The following is a 19052-nucleotide window of genomic DNA, read 5'->3' on the forward strand; positions in this document are numbered from 1 at the left end:
AAAACCGCTTCACACAAATGATTTAATGCAGGCCGAAAAACAGCGAGAAAATCTGGAAGTGTGGTTAAATTCAAAATAAAGAACCTGAAACCCCGCACATGACACCTGATACATCCATTTACCTCCACATCCCCTTCTGCAAACATCGCTGCGCCTACTGCGACTTCAATACCTACGCCGGCCAGAATGCGATGATCCCCGCCTATGTGGATGCCCTACTCAAAGAAATCGAATTCATCGGACGTCAACATTCCAACTTTACAATCTTCAACGTTCCAACTGTGTTTTTCGGCGGCGGAACTCCCTCGCTTCTTTGCGGACCTCAATTTGATTCCGTCATGTCGGCATTGTCCTCCGCCTTTGCCCTGTCCGCTGACGCGGAAGTGAACATCGAAGCCAACCCCGGCACGATCTCCCCCGCCAAATTGGACGCCATCCGCAAGGCGGGCATCAACCGCATCAGTTTCGGCGTGCAGTCTGCGAACACTGAAGAACTGCGCATGCTCGAACGCGAACATGATTTCTTTACCGTTATCGAAGCCGTATCCACTGCACGGAAGGCAGGATTTGGAAATCTTAATCTCGACCTGATCTACGCCCTGCCTGAACAGACTTTGAAATCATGGCAGACCACCGTCAAACGCGTGCTGGAATTACAGCCGGAGCATATCTCCGCGTACGCGCTCACGCTGGAACATGGCACTCCCTTTGGCAAATGGGCAGATAAAGGGTTACTACCGCTCCCAGACCCAGACCTCGCCGCCGATATGTACGAATGGACGATGGATTTTCTTACCCAAAGCGGCTACGCGCAGTACGAGATCTCGAATTGGGCCTTGGGCAATGGTCAGCAGTACGCAGATCGCGGCTTTCCGTCTCTGGCCAGCAAACACAACCTCCAATACTGGCGCTCACTTCCCTACCTCGGCCTCGGCGCCGGCGCGCACGGATATGCGGGCGGATACCGCTATTCCAATGTATTAAGAATCAAAACCTATATTGACAGACTAAAGGCTAACAGCCAACCGCTACATGGTACTTATCCCCTCACCCCCGCCACTGTCAACCAGCATAAACAGACGCGACAGGATGACATTTCCGATTACATGATCAACAACCTCAGGCTGGTACAGGCCGGGGTTGTTGAATCAGATTTCAGATTGAGATTCGGAAGCGGGCTTTTGGATATCCATCCAAGGGAAATTGAGGAATTGATCCAGTCAGGCCTGCTTGAAAAAAAGACCTCCGAGGTTTCGGAGGTCTTCAGGCTTACCCGGCGTGGACGGTTAGTGGGGAATCAGGTGTTCGTGAAGTTCGTATGATCCTTATGGATTCGTGCAGTAATAGGCAACGAGTATAAGTACACTGGGGTTGATCGTCCACAGGCACGCAGCCGCTTCACAACTTGACTGATCTGAATACTGGCCGGGGTTGGTGCATCCGGTGGAGCCGGGGGCGGGAGTGGGGGGAATTTCCCTGGGGCAGAGCATTGGCTCGAAGCCCGTTGCTTCAAATCCATGCGCCTCGCGGCAGGTATTATCAATTGAATGGAGCGCCTTCAACGGGTAATCCTTCTTATTTCGGATGGGCGACCCGGCTTCCTCCTCGGTAAAACGGTCCACATAATCCAGTTGGGATACATCCTTTATCCCGGCATCCGCCAGCACACCGAACATAAAGGAGCTGCCTGCCCAGGAGCGCTTGAATGCAAACTGGACCGTTGCATTGGGGGCTGCGTTAATGCGCACCCAAGCCAGGTCGGGATCATCCCCATGCCCGCCGTCGAAGATCAATGAATCATATCCATCGGTTTTGATGGGCGCATCGGAACGGTCCGGGGAGATAGCACTGGTGTCGCGGTTTGTGTCGGCAAACACCTGCACGTTGCCTGCGCTCCAATCCGTCGTATAGGGCGGTTTGGCAAGGATGATAAAGTCACCAAAGCCATCGCGGTTTTTATCCAGCTCAACGGCATAGTGAATGCCGAGCGGATTATTGGGGTCGTTGCCCATCAGGCGGATGGACACGTAATACCAATCCGCATCCCTGCTGATGCTGAAGGTTTCGATATCCAGGTCGGGGAGATAGGTCATATCCTGCAGGAACGGGCGTTCAAGGCGGTTGATATCATAGGAATCGCCATAGGGAGCGCGCTTCTCAGGCGCAGTGCCGGATGACTCGGCGTCATAGAACAGCTTTGCCCCCGGGGCGGAGGCGGGGAATTCCACATGCGTGACGGTCGTTGCTTCTGATCCTTCCGGCGGTTGTTCGGATTCCGGGGACACATCAACAGGGATGACCGCTGCATCGGCGTCCGGCGAGTTGGAGCCTGGCAGGTTGCACGCCAGGGCAAGTATGAGCAATGGCGCAAAAAACGAGAAAAAACGGGTTTTGTTTTTCATCTCTATCTCCTCGCGATAAGAGTACCACCATTGCAATCTGAAACGCAAGGTTTAGTATCGATGACCCATGCATGCCGGTGTGCTTCCTGTAAAGACCTCCGAGGTTCCGGAGGTCTTCAGGTTTAACAAACTTGGCGGGCTATTGGGAAATAGAGTTTTTGTTCGTTTTATATAGCCGGGCAATTCCCCATGAAGCCCGCTAACCAAAATATTTACATGAACAATCTGCCGGATCAAAATAGTAACCCGCGCCCTGCGACGCACAAATGGCATCATTCAACTGGCAGCCTTGTGGGGTTGGCTGACCGGGTTCACTTGTTGGTGCTTCGATGATAATCACCGGGCAAATCTTCGGTTCAAAGCCGGTCGGGCTGAATCCAAACGCTTGGAAACAGGTGTTGTCCACCGCATATAGCTCCTTCAACGGATAGTTGGTATTACGTCGAACTGACGAACCAGCCTCTTTTTCAGTGAAGTAATCCACATAATCAAGCCGGGTGACGTCTTTCAATCCACCATCCGCCAGTACGCCGTACAGAAAGGCGCTGCCGGCAAAGGATTTCTTGAAGGCAAACTGGACGGTGGCATAAGTACCTGCGTTGATGCGCACCCAGGCCAGGTCCGGGTCATCACCTATTCCCGCTGCAATGTCATGGATCAATTCATCGTACCCGTCGCCGTCGAAGGGCGCATCAGACTTGGACGCCGAGAGCCCGGCCGTGTCGCGGTTGGTATCGGCATAAACCTTGATGTTTGCCGCCGTCCATTCCTCTGCATAAGGCGGCCCGGCAAGGATGAGAAAATCACCGAAACTGTCGCGGTTGGTATCCAATTCCACGGCGTACTGTATACCAAGGGGATTATTGGGGTCTTTCCCGACCAGCCCAATGGATACATAGTACCAGTCCCCATCCTCGCTGATGCTAAAAGCGGTGATATCCAGATCGGGGACATAGGTCATATCCTGTGTGAAAGGGCGTTCGAGACGGTTGAGGTCGTATGAATCGCCATAGGGGGCACGTTTTTCGGGGGCGGTCTCAGAGGAAACAACATCCGGGTAGGGTTTTGCATCCGGTGCGGAAATCGGGATCATTTGATGCTGGGATGCGGGTGCTTCGACAGGCGGCGGTTCCGATGTCGGCGGCACTGGCGTTTCAGCAGGCTGGCCTGAACCCGGCATATTGCATGCCTGCATGATCAACATCAAGGCGGCAAATATGAAAATTAAACGGGATTTCATGTACATAACTCATCTCCTTTGCCTTATTATGCCAGTTATCTGCTGAAAAGCAATATTACCAAAGGGCTATAAAACATCCCCGCCTTTCGACGGGGATGTTTATTCTATTTCTTCGATTTCTTCTTCACAACCTTCTGCGCGGCCTGCCTGACCGGCTTCTTCCCCTGCGGGGATTTCTTTTTCGCAACCTTCCCCGGCCGGTGTTTCAAGGCCGCATGAGCCGATGCGAGGCGCGCGATCGGCACGCGGAACGGCGAGCAGGAGACATAGTTGTTGCCGATCATATGGCACCACTCGATGGAGTCGGGGTCGCCGCCATGTTCGCCGCAGATGCCCACTTCGAGATCCGGCCGCGTTTCACGCCCATCCTTGATGGCCCATTCCATCAGCTTGCCTACGCCGTCGCGGTCTATCGTCTGGAAGGGATTCTTTTCCAAAATGCCCTGTTCCTGATAGGTGATCAGGAAATTGCGCTCGGCATCATCACGGGAATACCCGTAGGTCATTTGGGTCAGGTCATTCGTTCCAAAGGAGAAGAACTGTGCCTGTCTGGCAACTTCCCTTGCGGTGACCGCCGCGCGCGGGATCTCGATCATCGTGCCGAATTTATACTCGAACCGGACGCCCTTTTCCTTCATCACGGTTGAACCGATTCTTTCAAGGCGCGGCTGGATCCATTCCAATTCCTTGACCGTCCCCGTCAGCGGGATCATGATCTCGGGCCTGACAACGACGCCGCGTTTTGTGCAATCTGCCGCGGCTTCGAAGATGGCGCGCACCTGCATCTCGACGATTTCAGGCATGGCAATCGAAAGGCGAACGCCGCGCATGCCCATCATCGGGTTGGATTCATGCATGCCTTTGATCGCGGCGAGCAGATCCTCCTTGGCTTTCAAGCCCTCGGTTTCACCCTTCACTCTCAACGTGATGACTTCTTCAAATAGTTTTTCCTCATCCGGCATGAATTCATGAAGAGGCGGGTCGATCAGGCGGATGATGACCGGGCAGCCATCCATCGCTTCGAAGAGACCGTCAAAATCCTTGCGCTGATACGGCAGAAGCTTGTCAAGCGCGGACGTGCGTCCTGCGCCAGTTTCAGAGAGGATCATCTCCTGTACGATGGGCAGGCGCTCAGGCTCAAAGAACATGTGCTCGGTGCGGCAGAGACCGATACCCACGGCACCATACGAGCGGGCGCGGCGGGCGTCCTTGGGGTAATCGGCATTTGCCCAAACCTGCAAGCCGCGTGTGGGCCAGCCCTTGGGGGCAACCCGGACATCCCTGCGCGCGCAAACCGCATCCGCCCATTTGAGCAAGGTCATCAGCTCAACCTGTTCTTCAATCGAAGGGGTAGACATGGGAATTTTTCCAACAAAGACCTGCCCCGATGTGCCGTCCACCGAAATCCATTCGCCCTCCCGCACAATGGTTTCACCGACGGTCATAAGACGTTTATCCAGATCGATCTTGATCGCGGATGCGCCCACCACGCATGGAATACCGAACTGACGTGCGACAACCGCTGCATGAGAAGTTGCACCACCTTCGCTGGTCAATACGCCCCTGGAGGCGATCATGCCATGCACGTCATCCGGCTTGGTGAAGGGACGCACCATGATGGTGTCCTGCTTGTTTTCCTTCGCGAATCTTTCGGCGGTGTCCGCATCGAAATAGATCTGCCCAACGGCAGCGCCGGGCGATGCGTTCACGCCTTTGGCGATCAGCGCACCGGACTTTTTTGCGGCATCCCTGGCTTGCTCGTCAAACTGCGGATGTAAAAGCGTATCCACATTTTCAGGGGTGATGCGCTCCACGGCCTGCTCCTTCGTGAGCAGGCCCTCGTTCGCCATGTCGACAGCCATCTTGACTGCGGCTTTTGCGGTGCGTTTGCCGTTGCGGGTTTGCAGCATCCACAGTTTGCCGTTTTCGATCGTGAATTCGACATCCTGCATATCCTTGTAATGCTTTTCCAAACGCGCGGTGATCTTCATGAACTCGTCGTACGCCCTGGGCATGTCCGCCTTCAACGCTTCGATCGGAAGCGTATTGCGGATGCCCGCGACCACATCCTCACCCTGGGCATTGAAGAGGAAATCGCCCATCATCTTTTTCTCGCCGGTGGATGGATTGCGGGTAAATGCCACGCCTGTTGCAGAGCCCTCCCCCATGTTGCCGAATGCCATCGTCTGGATATTGACCGCCGTCCCAAGATCGTGGGAAATGCCGGTGGCATTGCGATAGTCAATGGCGCGTTTGCCGTTCCAGGATTTGAAAACCGCCTCCGTCGCCAGTTCCAATTGCCTGAATGGATCCTGCGGAAAATCAAACCCCTTTTCCTTCCTGACCACAGCCTTGAACACTCCGGCCAATTCCTGCCAGTCTTCGGCATTCATGTCAGTATCCAGTGTATAGCCTTTACGCTGCTTGTATGCCTCGAGGGGATGTTCAAATGCTTCATCGGGAATTCCCAATACAACGGAACCGAACATCTCAACCAGACGGCGGTACAAGTCATACACAAAACGCGGATTCCCCGTCAACGCCACCATGCCCGCCGCCGTTTCATCCGTCAATCCGATGTTCAATACCGTATCCATCATGCCGGGCATCGAAAATTTTGCGCCGGAACGGCACGATAACAGCAACGGGTTTTTGGGGTCGCCAAATTTTTTGCCTGTTTTCTTTTCAATTGCTTTTAATGCCTTTAATTCCTGATCCCACAACCCTGTGGGAAATTTCCCCAATTTCTGATACGCGTTACATGCTTCGGTCGTCACGGTAAAAAACGGCGGAACTGGAACCCCTGCCCGCGTCATATCCAGCAAACCCGACCCCTTGCCGCCCACGAGTGCCTTGACAGCGTCCCATGAACCGCGAGAAACCTTTTCAGCCTCTTTCACTTCATTAAAGAGATAGACCCACTTGATCATTTCAGCCTCCTACAAGGAATAAATTGTTTGGTAGTTTCATAATTTGATTGTGAAATATTTTACCAAAAACAGTCCACTTTACACATGACAAATATCACCAGATAATCAGATATCAATCCAATCCTTAAATTACCCAATGCGCCCACCCGTTCCAGAGGCTTCCCGGGGCAGGGTTCAGCTCCAATCAAGTGCGAACCATTCCAGGCAACATGGGTCATACCACCCGGGTTTAAGCTGTAAATACATTGCAAAGTACGGCGGGATACAAATAAGAGATAATAGCACCACGGTAAAAACATATGACGACAAAAATTCTTGTAATCGACGATGACCCCGCCATCACCGAGTTGATGAGCATGTTGCTCAAAACCCATGGATTTGATGTGATCCCAACCAACAGCGGTTCGGAAGGCATCCAGTTTGCCAGGGAAAAGCATCCAAATGTCATACTGCTTGACCTCATGATGCCCGACGTGGACGGGTGGCAGGTCTGCAAATCCATACGCCAATTCAGCAATGCGCCCATCCTCATCCTCTCGGCCATCAACGATCCGCGCATGGTTGCCGGTGTTTTGGACGCAGGCGCAGACGATTTCCTCGTCAAACCTGTGCCGAGCAGCGTACTCATCGCCCACATCAGAAAAATGGTGCGGCAGACCACCGGCTCCCTGCTGGACAAATCAAGCTTAAAAAAAACTGAGGCGCTCCCCCATACACAGCCGCAGCCATCCCACCTATAGCCTGCTTATGCTTAACCAACATGCCCGCCGCTGTACCAGCGGCGGGCATGTTCTATTTCACTTCAACAGTTTCAACGCTTCGGCGGTTTTCTGCGGGAATTCGATCATCGGCAGGTGTCCTGCGCCATGCAGCTCAACCAGGCGGGCCGTCGGCAAGATGGACTTAATATCCCTTGCCCGCCCAACGGGGATGAGTGCATCCGCATCCCCATGCAGCAGCACAAGGGGAAGCTCGAAGGTTGAAAGAAGAGGCGTCGAGTCATCTCTTTCAGCCATTGCCTTGAGAGCGCCAATGACTGCGGACGGTTTTTGTCTTTCCATCATACGGCGCACAAACGCCTGCACACCCGCATCTGCGGAAAGTTTTGCAGTCATGGCGTCCGCCACTACACCAACACCTTTTTCTCCAACATCCTGCGCGGTTTGATAACGTTTCGCCCTGCCCTCGGGAGCATCAGCGGCGGCTTGCGAAGAGACCAATCCCAACCCGCTTATGCGCTGTTGAAATTTTTGGGCAAAAGCCAGTGCCACATACCCGCCCATCGAGTGACCGGCTATGGATGTTTTCTCAATCTCCAAATGGTCCAATAAACCGGCAAGATCATCCGCCATATCGGACATTCCGTATGGACTTTCCACCGTTGCAGACTCCCCAAACCCGCGCAGATCGGGCAAGATCAGGTCAAAATCATTGACCAGCAAGGAGGCGGTTTCATTCCATAAAGTATGCTCCAGTGGAAAGCCATGAATTAACACGAGCGGTTTTCCAGCCCCCCGACGGACATAGGCTACATCGATCCCGTTTACATTAACTGTGTTCACTTTCATCTGATTCACCATTAATTCCTTTCATCATTTCCTCGCGCGCAAACGACAAAGCCTGCTCGCGGTTTTCGATTTTTCCCGCGGCCTGATTCTCGCGGATCGCCTCCAGCAGTTGACCAACGACGGGTCCCGGCCTGAGGTTCAGTTCATGCATTAGATCACGCCCGTCAAGCAAACGCGCAGGGGCAACAACTTCCCCGGGGCGCTCCCAATAATTCTCGAGCAGGATGCGGGCCACATCGAGATAAACCGCCCATGTTTCTGTGGCAAGTTCGTTGGCGTATGTCCCGCGGACGTCTGCAAGCGCCAGCAAAACGAGGTCGATGCCGGCCTTTCCGCCGTCGCGAAAGAAACGATAGACGGCCTTGCGCGACGGGGTCTGTTTATCGGATTCCAGACGGGTGGCAAAGTTATGAATCCGCATATGGTGCTGGATGATGGCGTGCAATCGCTCCACCTCGGTATTGCTGAGGTTAAAAGCGCGCGCGCGGTGTGCGGCAAGAGCAGCGCCCTTCTCATCATGTCCAAAAAAGCGAATACGCCCCGATTCGTCAACGGTTTTTGTTTCAGGCTTGCAGGCATCATGATAAAGTGCGGCAAAGAAAAGCAGGGAACGGTGTGGACGGTCCACATTAAGCGAGGCGGCAAGGTGCTCTGCGAATTGTCCGCGGTATCTTCCCAGCCGCAAGCCGAGCAGGCCTGTGAACATGTCATTGGTTTTTTCGGCATCGTAGCCGACGCGCAAGGCGGAGATGATTTGATCGAGGTGATCCAACACCGCAAGGGTATGGGTCCACACATCATGGACATGCGGCGCGGACTGTTGCACGCCTTTCATTTTGAGCAATTCCGGCATGAGCTGGGCCAGCACGCCGAGCATGTCCAGTGCGCGGATGGATGCACTGGCTTTGGATCCGCCGAGCATCTTGAAGGTTTCATCGCGCAGGCGTTCAACGGACACGCGTCCGATTCCGCCCGCGGCCTGCTTCATCGACTCGCGCGTGTTCCTCTCGATGCCGAATCCAAAAGCGGCAGCCTGACGCACCGCCCGCAAAATACGGACGGGGTCATCTGAAAAAGTGGCTGGAGAGCAGGCACGGATGATCCTGGCGCGCAGGTCGTTTGCACCGTCCAGCGGGTCGATCACCGTACCATCCCGCAGGTCGTAGGCGATGGCATTGATGGTGAAATCGCGGGCACGCAAATCCTCTTCAAGGTTTGCGCCGCGATAGGTGGCGAAATCAAGAAAGATGCGCGAACCGTCCGGATTGGTGATGACGACTCTGCCGGTGTCACGTTCATCATCCAGTGCCACGAAGTCTGCATGCAGGGAATTGGCAACCTTTCGAGCGAGGGAAATCCCGTTCGATGGCAGGGCAAAATCAAAGTCAGGTGAGATGCGGGAGATGAACAGGTCACGCACTGCGCCGCCGACGAGGTAGATCTCCTGATCGGGGGGCAGGGCGGCTTTGATTTTGTCCATTAAAGGTGGAAGCGTAAACGTGACGGGCATGAAAACGATCTCCGGTTTTTCTTTATACCGGCTGGACTGCGAGGCGCGGAGAGCCTGTTCAGGCGTGCCGCCCTGCGCAACGACTCGTCCGCGGACGAGAGCCACCCAGCGGCCTGTGTATGCTGAATGAGGTTGTGCGGAATTTGCAGTCTCATCATTCATGGACAGCCCCGGCACTTTACAGATTAAGACGAAGGTTTATATTTGTCCAGATCGACCACGCCGACAAAGGGCAGATTGCGATGATATTCGTCCAGGTCAAGCCCGTAGCCGAAAACAAATTTATTTGGAATGGTAAAACCGAGATAATGGATGGGGACATGCGCTTCCCGGCGTTCGGGTTTATCGAGCAGGGCGCAGACTTTGAGGCTTTTCGGCTGGCGGGTTTCGAGCATGTGCAGGACAGCGGAGATGGTATGTCCGCTGTCCACAATATCTTCAACGAGCAGTACATTCCTGCCGCGAATATCCGTCTGCAGATCGAGCGTGACACGGGCGGAACCGGCGGACTCGCGTTTTCCGACGCCATAGGACGAGACGGCCATGAAGTCCATCATGTGCGGTATGGTGATATGCCTGCTGAGATCCACCATGAAGGGCACACCGCCGCGCAGGATGCAGATCAGCAGCAGTTCATCCGTCGAATAATCCGCGCTGATCTGAAGGCCGAGTTCCCTGACCCGCGCCTGCAGGGTTTCCGCATCGATCAAAATTTCAGCAAGCACATCTTCGTAGTTTTGCATAATTCATTCATTACCCGCGAGGCTGTTTCACCTTACGAACGCGGGACCTCATGATGCTGACGGCAGCGCGCTTCATATAACTCGGACGCGCCCACAATCACGACCGGGTCGTCATAGCGGGCCGGCTTGCCATTGACCAGTCTTTGCGTCCGCGAGGCATTCTCACCGCAGACCATGCAAATGGCGTGGAGTTTCAAGACATCCTCCGCTTCAGCCATCAACACAGGGATGGAGCCAAACGGATCACCGCGGAAATCCGTATCCAAACCTGCAACGATCACCCGCACACCCCGCGAGGCTAATTCCCTGACGACACCCACCACTTCGGGATCGAAGAATTGCGCCTCATCAATGCCAACCACGGTTGTATCCTTATCAAGCCTGGAACGAATATCGGCGGCTTTTTGGACGGGGATCGCGTCAAAGGTGGAACCGGTATGGGAAGCCACTTTTTCGGCTGCGTAGCGCACATCAATGGCGGGTTTGAATACCTGCACTTTTTGCCTTGCAATCGTCGCACGCACAAGCCTGCGGATCAACTCATCCGTCTTGCCGCTGAACATCGAACCGCAGACAACTTCAATGGAACCATGTGTATGACGCATATCACCTCTCGCCAGAGCCGGGAGAACGTTCTCCCGGCGGCGCTCCCCACACTGACTCAAAAAATATAAGACAGGCAGACGCTTCGCGCATCTGCCTGTCTAGTTTACCTGAGAAACCGGTCTCTGACAAAGCCTGCAGGGTGTGTAAAATCTATTCGACCGCCGGCGGTGTTTCCGTTGGTTGGGCTGGTTTTTCCGCTTTAGCCGGTTTAGCAGCCTTGGGAGGTTTGACAACTTCAGGAATCTCAAACCCCAACGCGCGCACTTTCTTTTTGGTTGAAGTAAGCGCCGCCTGGCCAAACCCCGGGACCTGCAAGAGAGCCTCATCACCACCGGCAAGTCTTTCAAGAATCTGCCCGATGGTCAAAACGCCGGCCTTCTTGAGTGCATCGGAGGCGCGGGGCGCAAGAGCCAGATCATCGATTGAGCGGTCGGGAGAGTTCAAAGAGTCTTCCTTGGCCTTCTGGGTTTCCACATACGTCTGGCGTGCGGAAAGCTTCTTGTAGAAGCGGTCCACCTGACCTTCGACATCAAGCAGTTTCGCAGACTCGCCGGTAAAGAAGGGGTGGCAATTCGAACAAACATCAATGCGCAATTCCTTTTTGGTGGAAGTGGTCACCCACGTTTTACCGCAGGAGGCGCAGGACACCTTGGCTTCATACACTGTGGGATGGATTTCCGGCTTCATGTTACTCCACCTCGGCGGGAATAATGTTGACACGCTTGCGGCCATGCACAACATCGAACATGACGATCCCATCCGCAATCGCGAACAGGGTATCGTCCTTGCCAACCAAAACATTCTTGCCCGGCTTGATCCTGGTTCCACGCTGGCGGACAAGGATATTGCCGGACAGAACAAACTGACCGGCATACCGCTTTACACCCAGGCGCTGGGAGTTGCTGTCACGTCCGTTGCGGGTTGAGCCGCCACCTGTTTTATGTGCCATTTCTACCTCACTCTACTTCTTATCAGTCTTCTTGGTCGTGGATGACTTTGAAGTTGATTTCTTTGCTGTCGGCTTTGTCGCCGCAGGCTTCTTCGTCGCGGGCGCTTTCTTCTCGGTCTTCTTCGACGGGCCTTCCGCTTCCTTCGGCGCTCCGGCCTGCTTCTCGACCCTGGCTTCTTCCTTCACTTCGGCTTTTTTCACCGCGGCTGGGGTCTCTTTCTTTGCAGCAGCCTTGCGTTCCTCGCCGGCCTTGCCGATGAAATCGATCATCAAACGGGTATAGTGCTGGCGATGCCCGCTCTTCACACGGATGCGTTTCTTCGGGCGGTATTTGAAAGAGACAAGCTTGGGGCCTTTTAAATGCTCCACAACCGTGGCGGAGACCTTGATCTCACCGACAAGCGGAGTGCCGACCAGGACGGTGTCCTCGTCAACCATCAGGAGCACACGCTCAAAGTCAAACTTTTTCCCTACATCATAGGCGAGGCGGTCCACATCAATGGCGGAGCCTTCCACGGCGCGGTACTGTTTGCCGCCGCTTTCAACAATAGCAGTTCTCATTATGTATGATCTCCAGTCATTCACTTCGCCGCGCAGTCCGCGGGGATCTTGCACCCTTCGCCGACTTTCGGGGAAGCTGGGGTATTTACAGACAACCGCCCCGGTTCGAACCTCCGGGGCTGAAGCGGACAATATTATACATGCGAGACGGCAGACCTGTCAACGGTCTCGGCGAGAAAAATGCCCCGCCCGGCAGACCCGCCAGCCGGTCGGGGAGGAGGCGGTTATTGCTTCGGGATCATGGCTGTGATGGTCTTCGTCACAGCCTGGAGCTGCCCGGCGTGCGCCTTGAGTTTGTTTGCATCGCCTGTCCGAAGGCCGGTCTGCACGTCGGCGATGGTCTTTGTCGTGGCGGCTTCATTATCTATGATCTTCTGCGTGATGGCTTCCAGGTTGACAAGCATCTGTTTCACGTTGTTCGGGATGATCGGCAGATTTTTGACGATCGGCAAAAGCGCATCCAATATCTTATTGGCGGTCTTTGCGTATTTCAAGGTGAGCGCATGCAGCGACCCCATGGAGGAGGTCAGCTCAAGCGCAAGCTCCTGAATGGAGTCGATCATTTGCTTGTTGCTTTCAATGATCTTGACAATGTCATTGATGGAGCCGGTCATTTTATCGGAAAACTTAACATAGGAAACGGTGGCTTTTGAAGGGACGGGCATGGGATGATCTCCTGAGACATGGAATGGATTATGATTTTTTTAACCAACTATACTGTAGTTTCTTTCCCAAAACAACCTTGTTGACAAAGCCCCTTTTCTCGTATATGCTGAACCATGATCACACAAACCAAGGAGAACCCCAGATGAGCGAACTCTCTCAACTCGGCAGCCTACATGGACATCTTGCCAAACCGGCAAGGACGGGTCCTTTGGCGGCTGTCATCGTCATCCAGGAATGGTGGGGCCTGGACGCGCAAACGAAATCCATTGCAGACCGTTTTGCAAAGGAGGGCTATCTCGCCTTTGCACCCGATCTGTATCACGGCGAGCTCGCCCAGCCTGGCGACGGTGAAACTGCCTCGAAACTCGTGCAAAAATACGGGCCAAATGCGCCAAAGGATTTGGAGGCGCTTTTTGATGCATTGCAGACCCATCCCGATTGCAATGGAAAGATCGGCAGTGTGGGGTTTTGTTTTGGCGGGCGCATGTCGCTCCTCCTGGGCACAACCCGTCCGCTGGATGCGGTTTGTACGTTCTACGGCGGCGGGATGCAGACGGTTTTCAATCACCTGCGCGCGCACCTCAAGGCGCCCGTGCTTGGTTTTTTTGGCGACGCGGATGTGTCCATCCCTGCCGGGACCGTGGAGGAATTCAAGAAACTCCTCCAGGACGTTGGCGTGGAGCACGAGGTCATCATGTATCCCAATTCAGGGCACGCCTTCTTCCGCGACAGCGACCCGCAGGTCTACATCCCCGAGGCATCGAAAGACGCATGGGAGCGCGCGAAGAAATTTTTTGCGAAGCATTTGCATTAAGATTCGACGGTTGAGATGGACTGTTTTGAACCTGTAGCAAGCCTCCATTTATTGACAAAACCCCTGCGATACTTTACCCTCGCTGCATGCCTCCCCCCAGCCTGACCCAGCGTCGGATCATTGAATCCCCCCTCGATATGAAACTCTTTGTCTCTGGAAAAGCAGGGACGGGGAAAACCACCGCGGGAGTCGAGCGGATGCGTTACTTGCTTGCGCAAGGCGTTCCAGCGGATTCGATTCTGATGCTCACTCCGCAGAGGACGTTGCAGGAGCCGTATCTGGAATTGCTTTACAGCCCCGAAAGAAGTGCGGGAGGCGATGTCACCTCTGCGACGATCGGTGGCATCGCCAAACGCATGTGTATTTTGTTCTGGCCCCTCGCCGCAGAAGCCGCCGGCTTTAAAAATCCTCAACTGCCCCCCATTTTTCTCACGCTTGAAACCGCGCAATATTATATGGCACACCTTGTGCGCCCTTTAATGGAGGAAAACGGATATTTTCAATCCCTGACCATCAACCGCAACCGTTTGTATTCCCAGATCATTGATAACTTGAACAAAGCCGCGGTGGCCGGCTTTCCATATACAGAGATCGGCTCACGGCTGGACTCCGCCTGGTTCGGCGATCCTGCCCAACGCCGCATCTACGCGGAGGCGCAGGAATGTGCTGCACTCTTTCGTGAATACTGCCTGAATCACAACCTTCTGGATTTTTCACTGCAGTTTGAAGTTTTTACCAATAATTTATGGCGGGACGAACAAGTGCGTTCATATCTATCGCAGACCTATCGTCATCTCATTTATGACAATGTGGAGGAAGATAGCCCCCGCGCACATGACATTATCCATGAGTGGCTTGCGAATTTCGACTCGGCACTTCTGCTCTACGACGAGGATGCGGGATATCGCAGTTTCCTCGGAGGCGATGCAGGCAGCGGCGCGGCGCTGAGCGAAACCTGTGACGAGACCATTCCGCTTGAAGAGTCATTCGTCTCCTCTGAAAACATCATCCACTTATCCAACTCGCTTGTCTCGGCAATTAAAAGCGAAACCCTGCCGGTGGGTCAGGCAGCCCCAGCCATGGAATTCATCCTCGCGGATTTCTACCCTGAAATGCTGGACAGGGTTGTGGGAACAGTCAGATCATTGGTTGAAGAAGCCGGCCTGCCGCCTGCGGAGATCGTCATCATCGCGCCGTATCTTTCGGATGCACTGCGTTTCTCGATCACCAATCGTTTGGAGCAGGCCGGGCTTCCCTGGCGCACACACCGCCCGTCGCGTTCACTGCGGGATGAAGCTGCCAGCAAAACACTGTTGACATTATCCACGCTGGCGCACCCGCACTGGAATGTGCGCCCCGCAAACTTCGATGTGGCACATGCCCTGATGTTCGCATTGGATACGGATTTGATCCGCGCCCAGTTATTGACTGAAATCATCTACCGTCAAAAAGACCTGCAGCTTTCAGGTTTTGAACAGATCAAGGCGGACATGCAGGAACGCATCACCTATGCGCTCGGCGAAAAGTACGCCAACCTGATGAACTGGATCAATGCGTACCGCAGCGGTTCCCCGCTGCCGCTTGATTTCTTTATGCGGAGAATATTCGGGGAGGTGCTCTCGCAACCCGCGCATGGCTTCCACACAAACCTGGACGCAGTGCGCGTGGCGGCAAGTTTGATCGAATCGATCAAGAAATTCCGCAATGCCATGGAGCCGTCGTATGTACATATGGACAGTCCCTCCTTTGATCTTGGGCGCGAATACCTCGCCATGCTGAAAGACGGCGTGATCGCGGCGCAGTATTTGGAATCATGGCGCAGCGAAGAGCAGGATGCCATATTGGTTGCACCTGCACATACCTTTCTCATGATGAACCGTGCCGTGAATGTGCAATTCTGGATCGACCCCGGTTCCAGCGGCTGGGTACAGCGCCTGTCCCAGCCACTCACCCAGCCCTACATCCTATCCCGTCACTGGGAGCCGGGGCGCCTGTGGATGGATGCAGATGAAGTACAGGCAGAAACCGAGTCCCTTGCGCGGCTGGCTGGCGGCTTGCTTTACAGATGCCGTGAAAAAATCTATCTCGCGCTGTCCTATCTTGGCGAGGCGGGCTTCGAACAGCGCGGGACATTGCTCCGCGCATTTCAGAAGGTTTTGCAAAACCAGGAGAATTAATGGGTTTCATAAAAAAACGCTGGCTGCTCTTTTTGAGCGTGTTCCTGGTTTTGCTGTCAATATTCATCCGTTACCGCATCCGCGGCTTGACGAACATTGATACCAACATCCTTGATGGCTGGTACGGATTTTTATACGACAACGGTTTTACAGGATTGTCGAATGAAACCTTCTCAAATTATCCCCCGGCATACTTGTACCTGCTCTGGTTCACCACGCTGTTCTCAAATTGGATCGGAGCACTCGTCTCGATCAAGATCATTCCGACCGCGTTTGATTTTCTTTCAGCCTATGCCGTCTGCCTCATCGCGCGGACAAAATACAGGGGAGACCTGCCATATCTTTTCGGCGCGGTTTTTCTATTATTGCCGACTGTGATACTCAACAGCACGGGATGGGGACAGATTGACAGTCTGTACACGTCCCTCCTGCTCCTTTGCTTTTATTTCCTGTTGAAGAAGAAACCCTGGCAGGCATTTCTCGCTTTCGGAGTCGCGTTTTCGTTCAAGGCGCAAGCCATATTCCTTTTGCCGTTTCTCGGCATACTGCTCTTGAGAAGGCGTGTCCACTGGTATCATTTCCTGGTCGTTCCCGTCGCCTATTTAACGCTCGCGCTTCCCGCCGTAGGGGCTGGGAGAAGCTGGGAAAGCGTCATTATGCTTTATGCGGGACAGGCGGGGCAATACGAGGAACTGGCAAAAACCGCGCCAAATTTGTACATCTTCATTCCGAACATGTATTACCATTCCGTCTTGAAAATTGGAATGAGTGTTTTTGCAATATGTATGCTGGCATGGGCGTGGATCAACTGGAGGGCTGGATCCATTCATTGCGAACGGCAACTGGCATTAACCGCGCTGGCGAGCGTTGCATTGGTTCCCTTTCTCCTTCCCAAAATGCACGATCGGTATTTCTATCCCGCCGATGTAATCTCCTCGGCCACAGCGCTCCTTATTCCCAAATTATGGTTCCTGCCAGCCCTTTTCCAAATCAGTTCTGCATTCGCATACACCATATTTCTTTTTGGTTATTCACCCGTTCTTGTATATATTGCAGCAATCATTAACACGGCGCTCGTTGTTTTCATTGTCCTTAAACAAATGGAATCGCTAGGCGAAGACACCCAGGACCCAACAGCACCGCTCAACACAAGAGATGCCGTCTCCCTAAAATGAAATCCTTCCCATCCCATCTATATTTCTTTTTACGCAACCGTCCGGCGCGGAGAAATGTCGCCAACCTGATCCGCTTCTTTGCCATCCTGGCTGGACTCGTCACGCTGTACAGCATCGTCTTCCATTACATCATGGCATTCGAAGGACGCGCATACAGTTGGATCACCGGCTTCTATTGGACGTTGACGGTCATGTCCACGCTGGGGTTTGGCGATATCACCTTCGAATCGGACCTGGGGCGGATTTTTTCCAGCATTGTCCTGCTGAGCGGCGTGGTCTTTTTGCTGATCCTGCTCCCGTTCACGTTCATCGAATTTTTCTACGTACCGTGGACCAAGGCGCAAGCCGAATCACGGGCGCCAGGCAAACTGCCGCCGGAAACCCGCAACCACATCATCCTGACTGCGCTTGACCCCATCGCCCGCTCGCTCATCAAAAAACTGGAACAATATGAATATGACTATGTACTGTTAATGTCCGACATCAATGAAGCGCTGACCCTGAACGACCAGGGGTATCAGGTCATGGTCGGTGACCTCGACTCGCCGGCAACTTATGAAAGGGCGCGCGCGCAAAACGCCCAGATGGTCGTGACCACACGTAATGACATGATCAACACGAACGTTGCCTTTACTGTGAGGGAATTCACCCAGCAGGTGCCGGTCATCGCCACCGCCAACTCGCCCGCCTCGGTTGACATTCTCGAGCTGGCGGGCTGTAACCAGGTCCTGCAGATCGCCGACATGCTGGGGTTGGCGCTGGCGCGGCGGGTGCATGGACACGACCGCCTGACCCATGTGATCGGCAACTTTGACAGATTGTTTATTGTTGAATCCACCGTAAAAAATACCGGCATCGATGGAAAGACCCTGCGCGAAAACCGCCTGCGTGAAAACCTTGGGATTACCGTGCTGGGCGTCTGGGAACGAGGCGAGTTCAAACTGGCCGGAGCCGATACGCGTATCACGCCGGGCATGGTGCTTGTCATGGCAGGCACCGGGGAAAGCATCCAGCAGTTCAACCAGACCTATTACCACGAAGACCGCACACCGCATGCGCCGGTCATCATCATCGGCGGTGGACGCGTGGGCAGGGCTGCCGGGCGCGGGGTGGGAGAGCGCGGATTGGACTACCGCATTGTGGAGCAGCAGGCGGAACGCAACCGAAACCCGGAAAAATACATCATTGGCAACGCCGCCGACCTGGAGGTCCTGCGCCAGGCGGGCATCCAGGATGCGCCATCGGTGATCGTCACCACCCATGACGACGACACCAACATCTACCTGACCATCTATTGCCGCCGCCTGCGCCCGGACATCCAGATCATCAGCCGCGCCACACGCGAACGCAACGTACCCACCCTGCAGCGCGCCGGGGCGGACTTCGTCATGTCCTATGCGTCACTGGGGTCGAACGCCATTCTGAACCTGCTGGATAAAAGAAGCGTCCTGATGGTGGCCGAAGGTCTGGATGTATTCCGCATGAAAGTTCCCCCCTTGCTTGCCGGGCGCAGCCTCGCGGAAGCCCAGATCCGCGAACGGACGGGATGCACGGTTATCGCCATCCAGAACGGCGGGGATATGAACTTCAAGCTCGATCCCCATGCGCCTTTGCAGTCCGGGCATGAGCTGATCATGATCGGCACGATTACCGCTGAAAAACAGTTTATTAAGATGTTCAAAAGAAAGTCATAAAAAGTATCAACCCTCCA

General features: G+C 54.2%; 17 protein-coding genes. 6 read left to right on the forward strand and 11 right to left on the reverse strand.

The genetic code is table 11. The features are described from left to right. Nucleotides 1-98: 98 nt before the first annotated feature. A complete protein-coding gene (hemW, locus tag QY332_17350) occupies nt 99-1322 on the forward strand; it encodes a radical SAM family heme chaperone HemW (protein ID WKZ35380.1) in 1224 nt (407 codons plus the stop codon). Nucleotides 1323-1325: 3 nt separating this feature from the next. On the opposite strand, the gene QY332_17355 is transcribed toward hemW, so the two are convergent. The 3 genes from QY332_17355 to ppdK all read right to left on the reverse strand — a co-directional run bounded on the left by QY332_17355 (nt 1326) and on the right by ppdK (nt 6572). Continuing rightward, the gene (locus QY332_17355) at nt 1326-2402 is read right to left on the reverse strand and encodes a hypothetical protein (GenBank protein ID WKZ35381.1); all 1077 of its coding nucleotides are present in this window, start codon (nt 2400-2402) and stop codon (nt 1326-1328) included. A 199-nt stretch (nt 2403-2601) separates the two neighbouring features. Next, nucleotides 2602-3642 carry a hypothetical protein gene (locus QY332_17360; protein WKZ35382.1) on the reverse strand — a complete coding sequence of 347 codons (1041 nt, stop codon included), beginning with the start codon at nt 3640-3642 and terminating at the stop codon, nt 2602-2604. A gap of 104 nt (nt 3643-3746) precedes the next feature. Continuing rightward, nucleotides 3747-6572 carry a pyruvate, phosphate dikinase gene (ppdK, locus tag QY332_17365; protein WKZ35383.1) on the reverse strand — a complete coding sequence of 942 codons (2826 nt, stop codon included), beginning with the start codon at nt 6570-6572 and terminating at the stop codon, nt 3747-3749. A 299-nt stretch (nt 6573-6871) separates the two neighbouring features. Here ppdK and QY332_17370 point away from each other — a divergent pair, with 299 nt between their 5' ends. After that, entirely contained in the window at nt 6872-7312 is a 441-nt protein-coding gene (locus QY332_17370) for a response regulator (protein WKZ35384.1), read from the forward strand. A 57-nt stretch (nt 7313-7369) separates the two neighbouring features. Here the strand turns inward: QY332_17370 and QY332_17375 are convergent, their stop codons facing one another. The 8 genes from QY332_17375 to QY332_17410 form a co-directional block, all read right to left on the reverse strand. Next, nucleotides 7370-8140 carry an alpha/beta hydrolase gene (locus QY332_17375; GenBank protein ID WKZ35385.1) on the reverse strand — a complete coding sequence of 257 codons (771 nt, stop codon included), beginning with the start codon at nt 8138-8140 and terminating at the stop codon, nt 7370-7372. Beyond that, entirely contained in the window at nt 8121-9812 is a 1692-nt protein-coding gene (locus tag QY332_17380) for an HD domain-containing protein (GenBank protein WKZ35386.1), read from the reverse strand. Before QY332_17380 ends, QY332_17375 begins: the two co-directional genes overlap by 20 nt. A 23-nt stretch (nt 9813-9835) precedes the next feature. Further along, the gene (gene hpt / locus QY332_17385; protein ID WKZ35387.1) at nt 9836-10393 is read right to left on the reverse strand and encodes a hypoxanthine phosphoribosyltransferase; all 558 of its coding nucleotides are present in this window, start codon (nt 10391-10393) and stop codon (nt 9836-9838) included. Nucleotides 10394-10425: 32 nt separating this feature from the next. Then, complete coding sequence (locus tag QY332_17390) at nt 10426-10998, reverse strand: thymidine kinase (protein ID WKZ35388.1); 573 nt, start codon at nt 10996-10998, stop codon at nt 10426-10428. A 151-nt stretch (nt 10999-11149) separates the two neighbouring features. Then, nucleotides 11150-11686 carry a 50S ribosomal protein L31 gene (gene rpmE, locus QY332_17395; protein ID WKZ35389.1) on the reverse strand — a complete coding sequence of 179 codons (537 nt, stop codon included), beginning with the start codon at nt 11684-11686 and terminating at the stop codon, nt 11150-11152. 1 nt (nt 11687) lies between these two features. Continuing rightward, on the reverse strand, nt 11688-11948 hold the full coding sequence (gene rpmA / locus QY332_17400; protein WKZ35390.1) for a 50S ribosomal protein L27: 261 nt from the start codon (nt 11946-11948) through the stop codon (nt 11688-11690). A gap of 12 nt (nt 11949-11960) precedes the next feature. Further along, entirely contained in the window at nt 11961-12509 is a 549-nt protein-coding gene (gene rplU, locus QY332_17405; GenBank protein ID WKZ35391.1) for a 50S ribosomal protein L21, read from the reverse strand. 224 nt (nt 12510-12733) lie between these two features. Continuing rightward, nucleotides 12734-13174 carry a hypothetical protein gene (locus QY332_17410; protein ID WKZ35392.1) on the reverse strand — a complete coding sequence of 147 codons (441 nt, stop codon included), beginning with the start codon at nt 13172-13174 and terminating at the stop codon, nt 12734-12736. A gap of 143 nt (nt 13175-13317) precedes the next feature. Between QY332_17410 and QY332_17415 the strand changes: the two genes are divergently transcribed. From QY332_17415 to QY332_17430, 4 genes are all read left to right on the forward strand, one after another. Then, nucleotides 13318-13989: a dienelactone hydrolase family protein gene (locus QY332_17415; GenBank protein ID WKZ35393.1), complete on the forward strand. Its 672-nt coding sequence runs from the start codon at nt 13318-13320 to the stop codon at nt 13987-13989. Between the two features lie 137 nt (nt 13990-14126). Continuing rightward, nucleotides 14127-16166: a hypothetical protein gene (locus QY332_17420; GenBank protein ID WKZ35394.1), complete on the forward strand. Its 2040-nt coding sequence runs from the start codon at nt 14127-14129 to the stop codon at nt 16164-16166. Next, nucleotides 16166-17341: a glycosyltransferase 87 family protein gene (locus tag QY332_17425; GenBank protein WKZ35395.1), complete on the forward strand. Its 1176-nt coding sequence runs from the start codon at nt 16166-16168 to the stop codon at nt 17339-17341. Before QY332_17420 ends, QY332_17425 begins: the two co-directional genes overlap by 1 nt. Next, the gene (locus QY332_17430; GenBank protein ID WKZ35396.1) at nt 17338-19035 is read left to right on the forward strand and encodes an NAD-binding protein; all 1698 of its coding nucleotides are present in this window, start codon (nt 17338-17340) and stop codon (nt 19033-19035) included. Before QY332_17425 ends, QY332_17430 begins: the two co-directional genes overlap by 4 nt. Nucleotides 19036-19052 lie beyond the last annotated feature (17 nt).

The organism is Anaerolineales bacterium (genome assembly GCA_030583885.1).
GTDB lineage: Bacteria > Chloroflexota > Anaerolineae > Anaerolineales > Villigracilaceae > Villigracilis.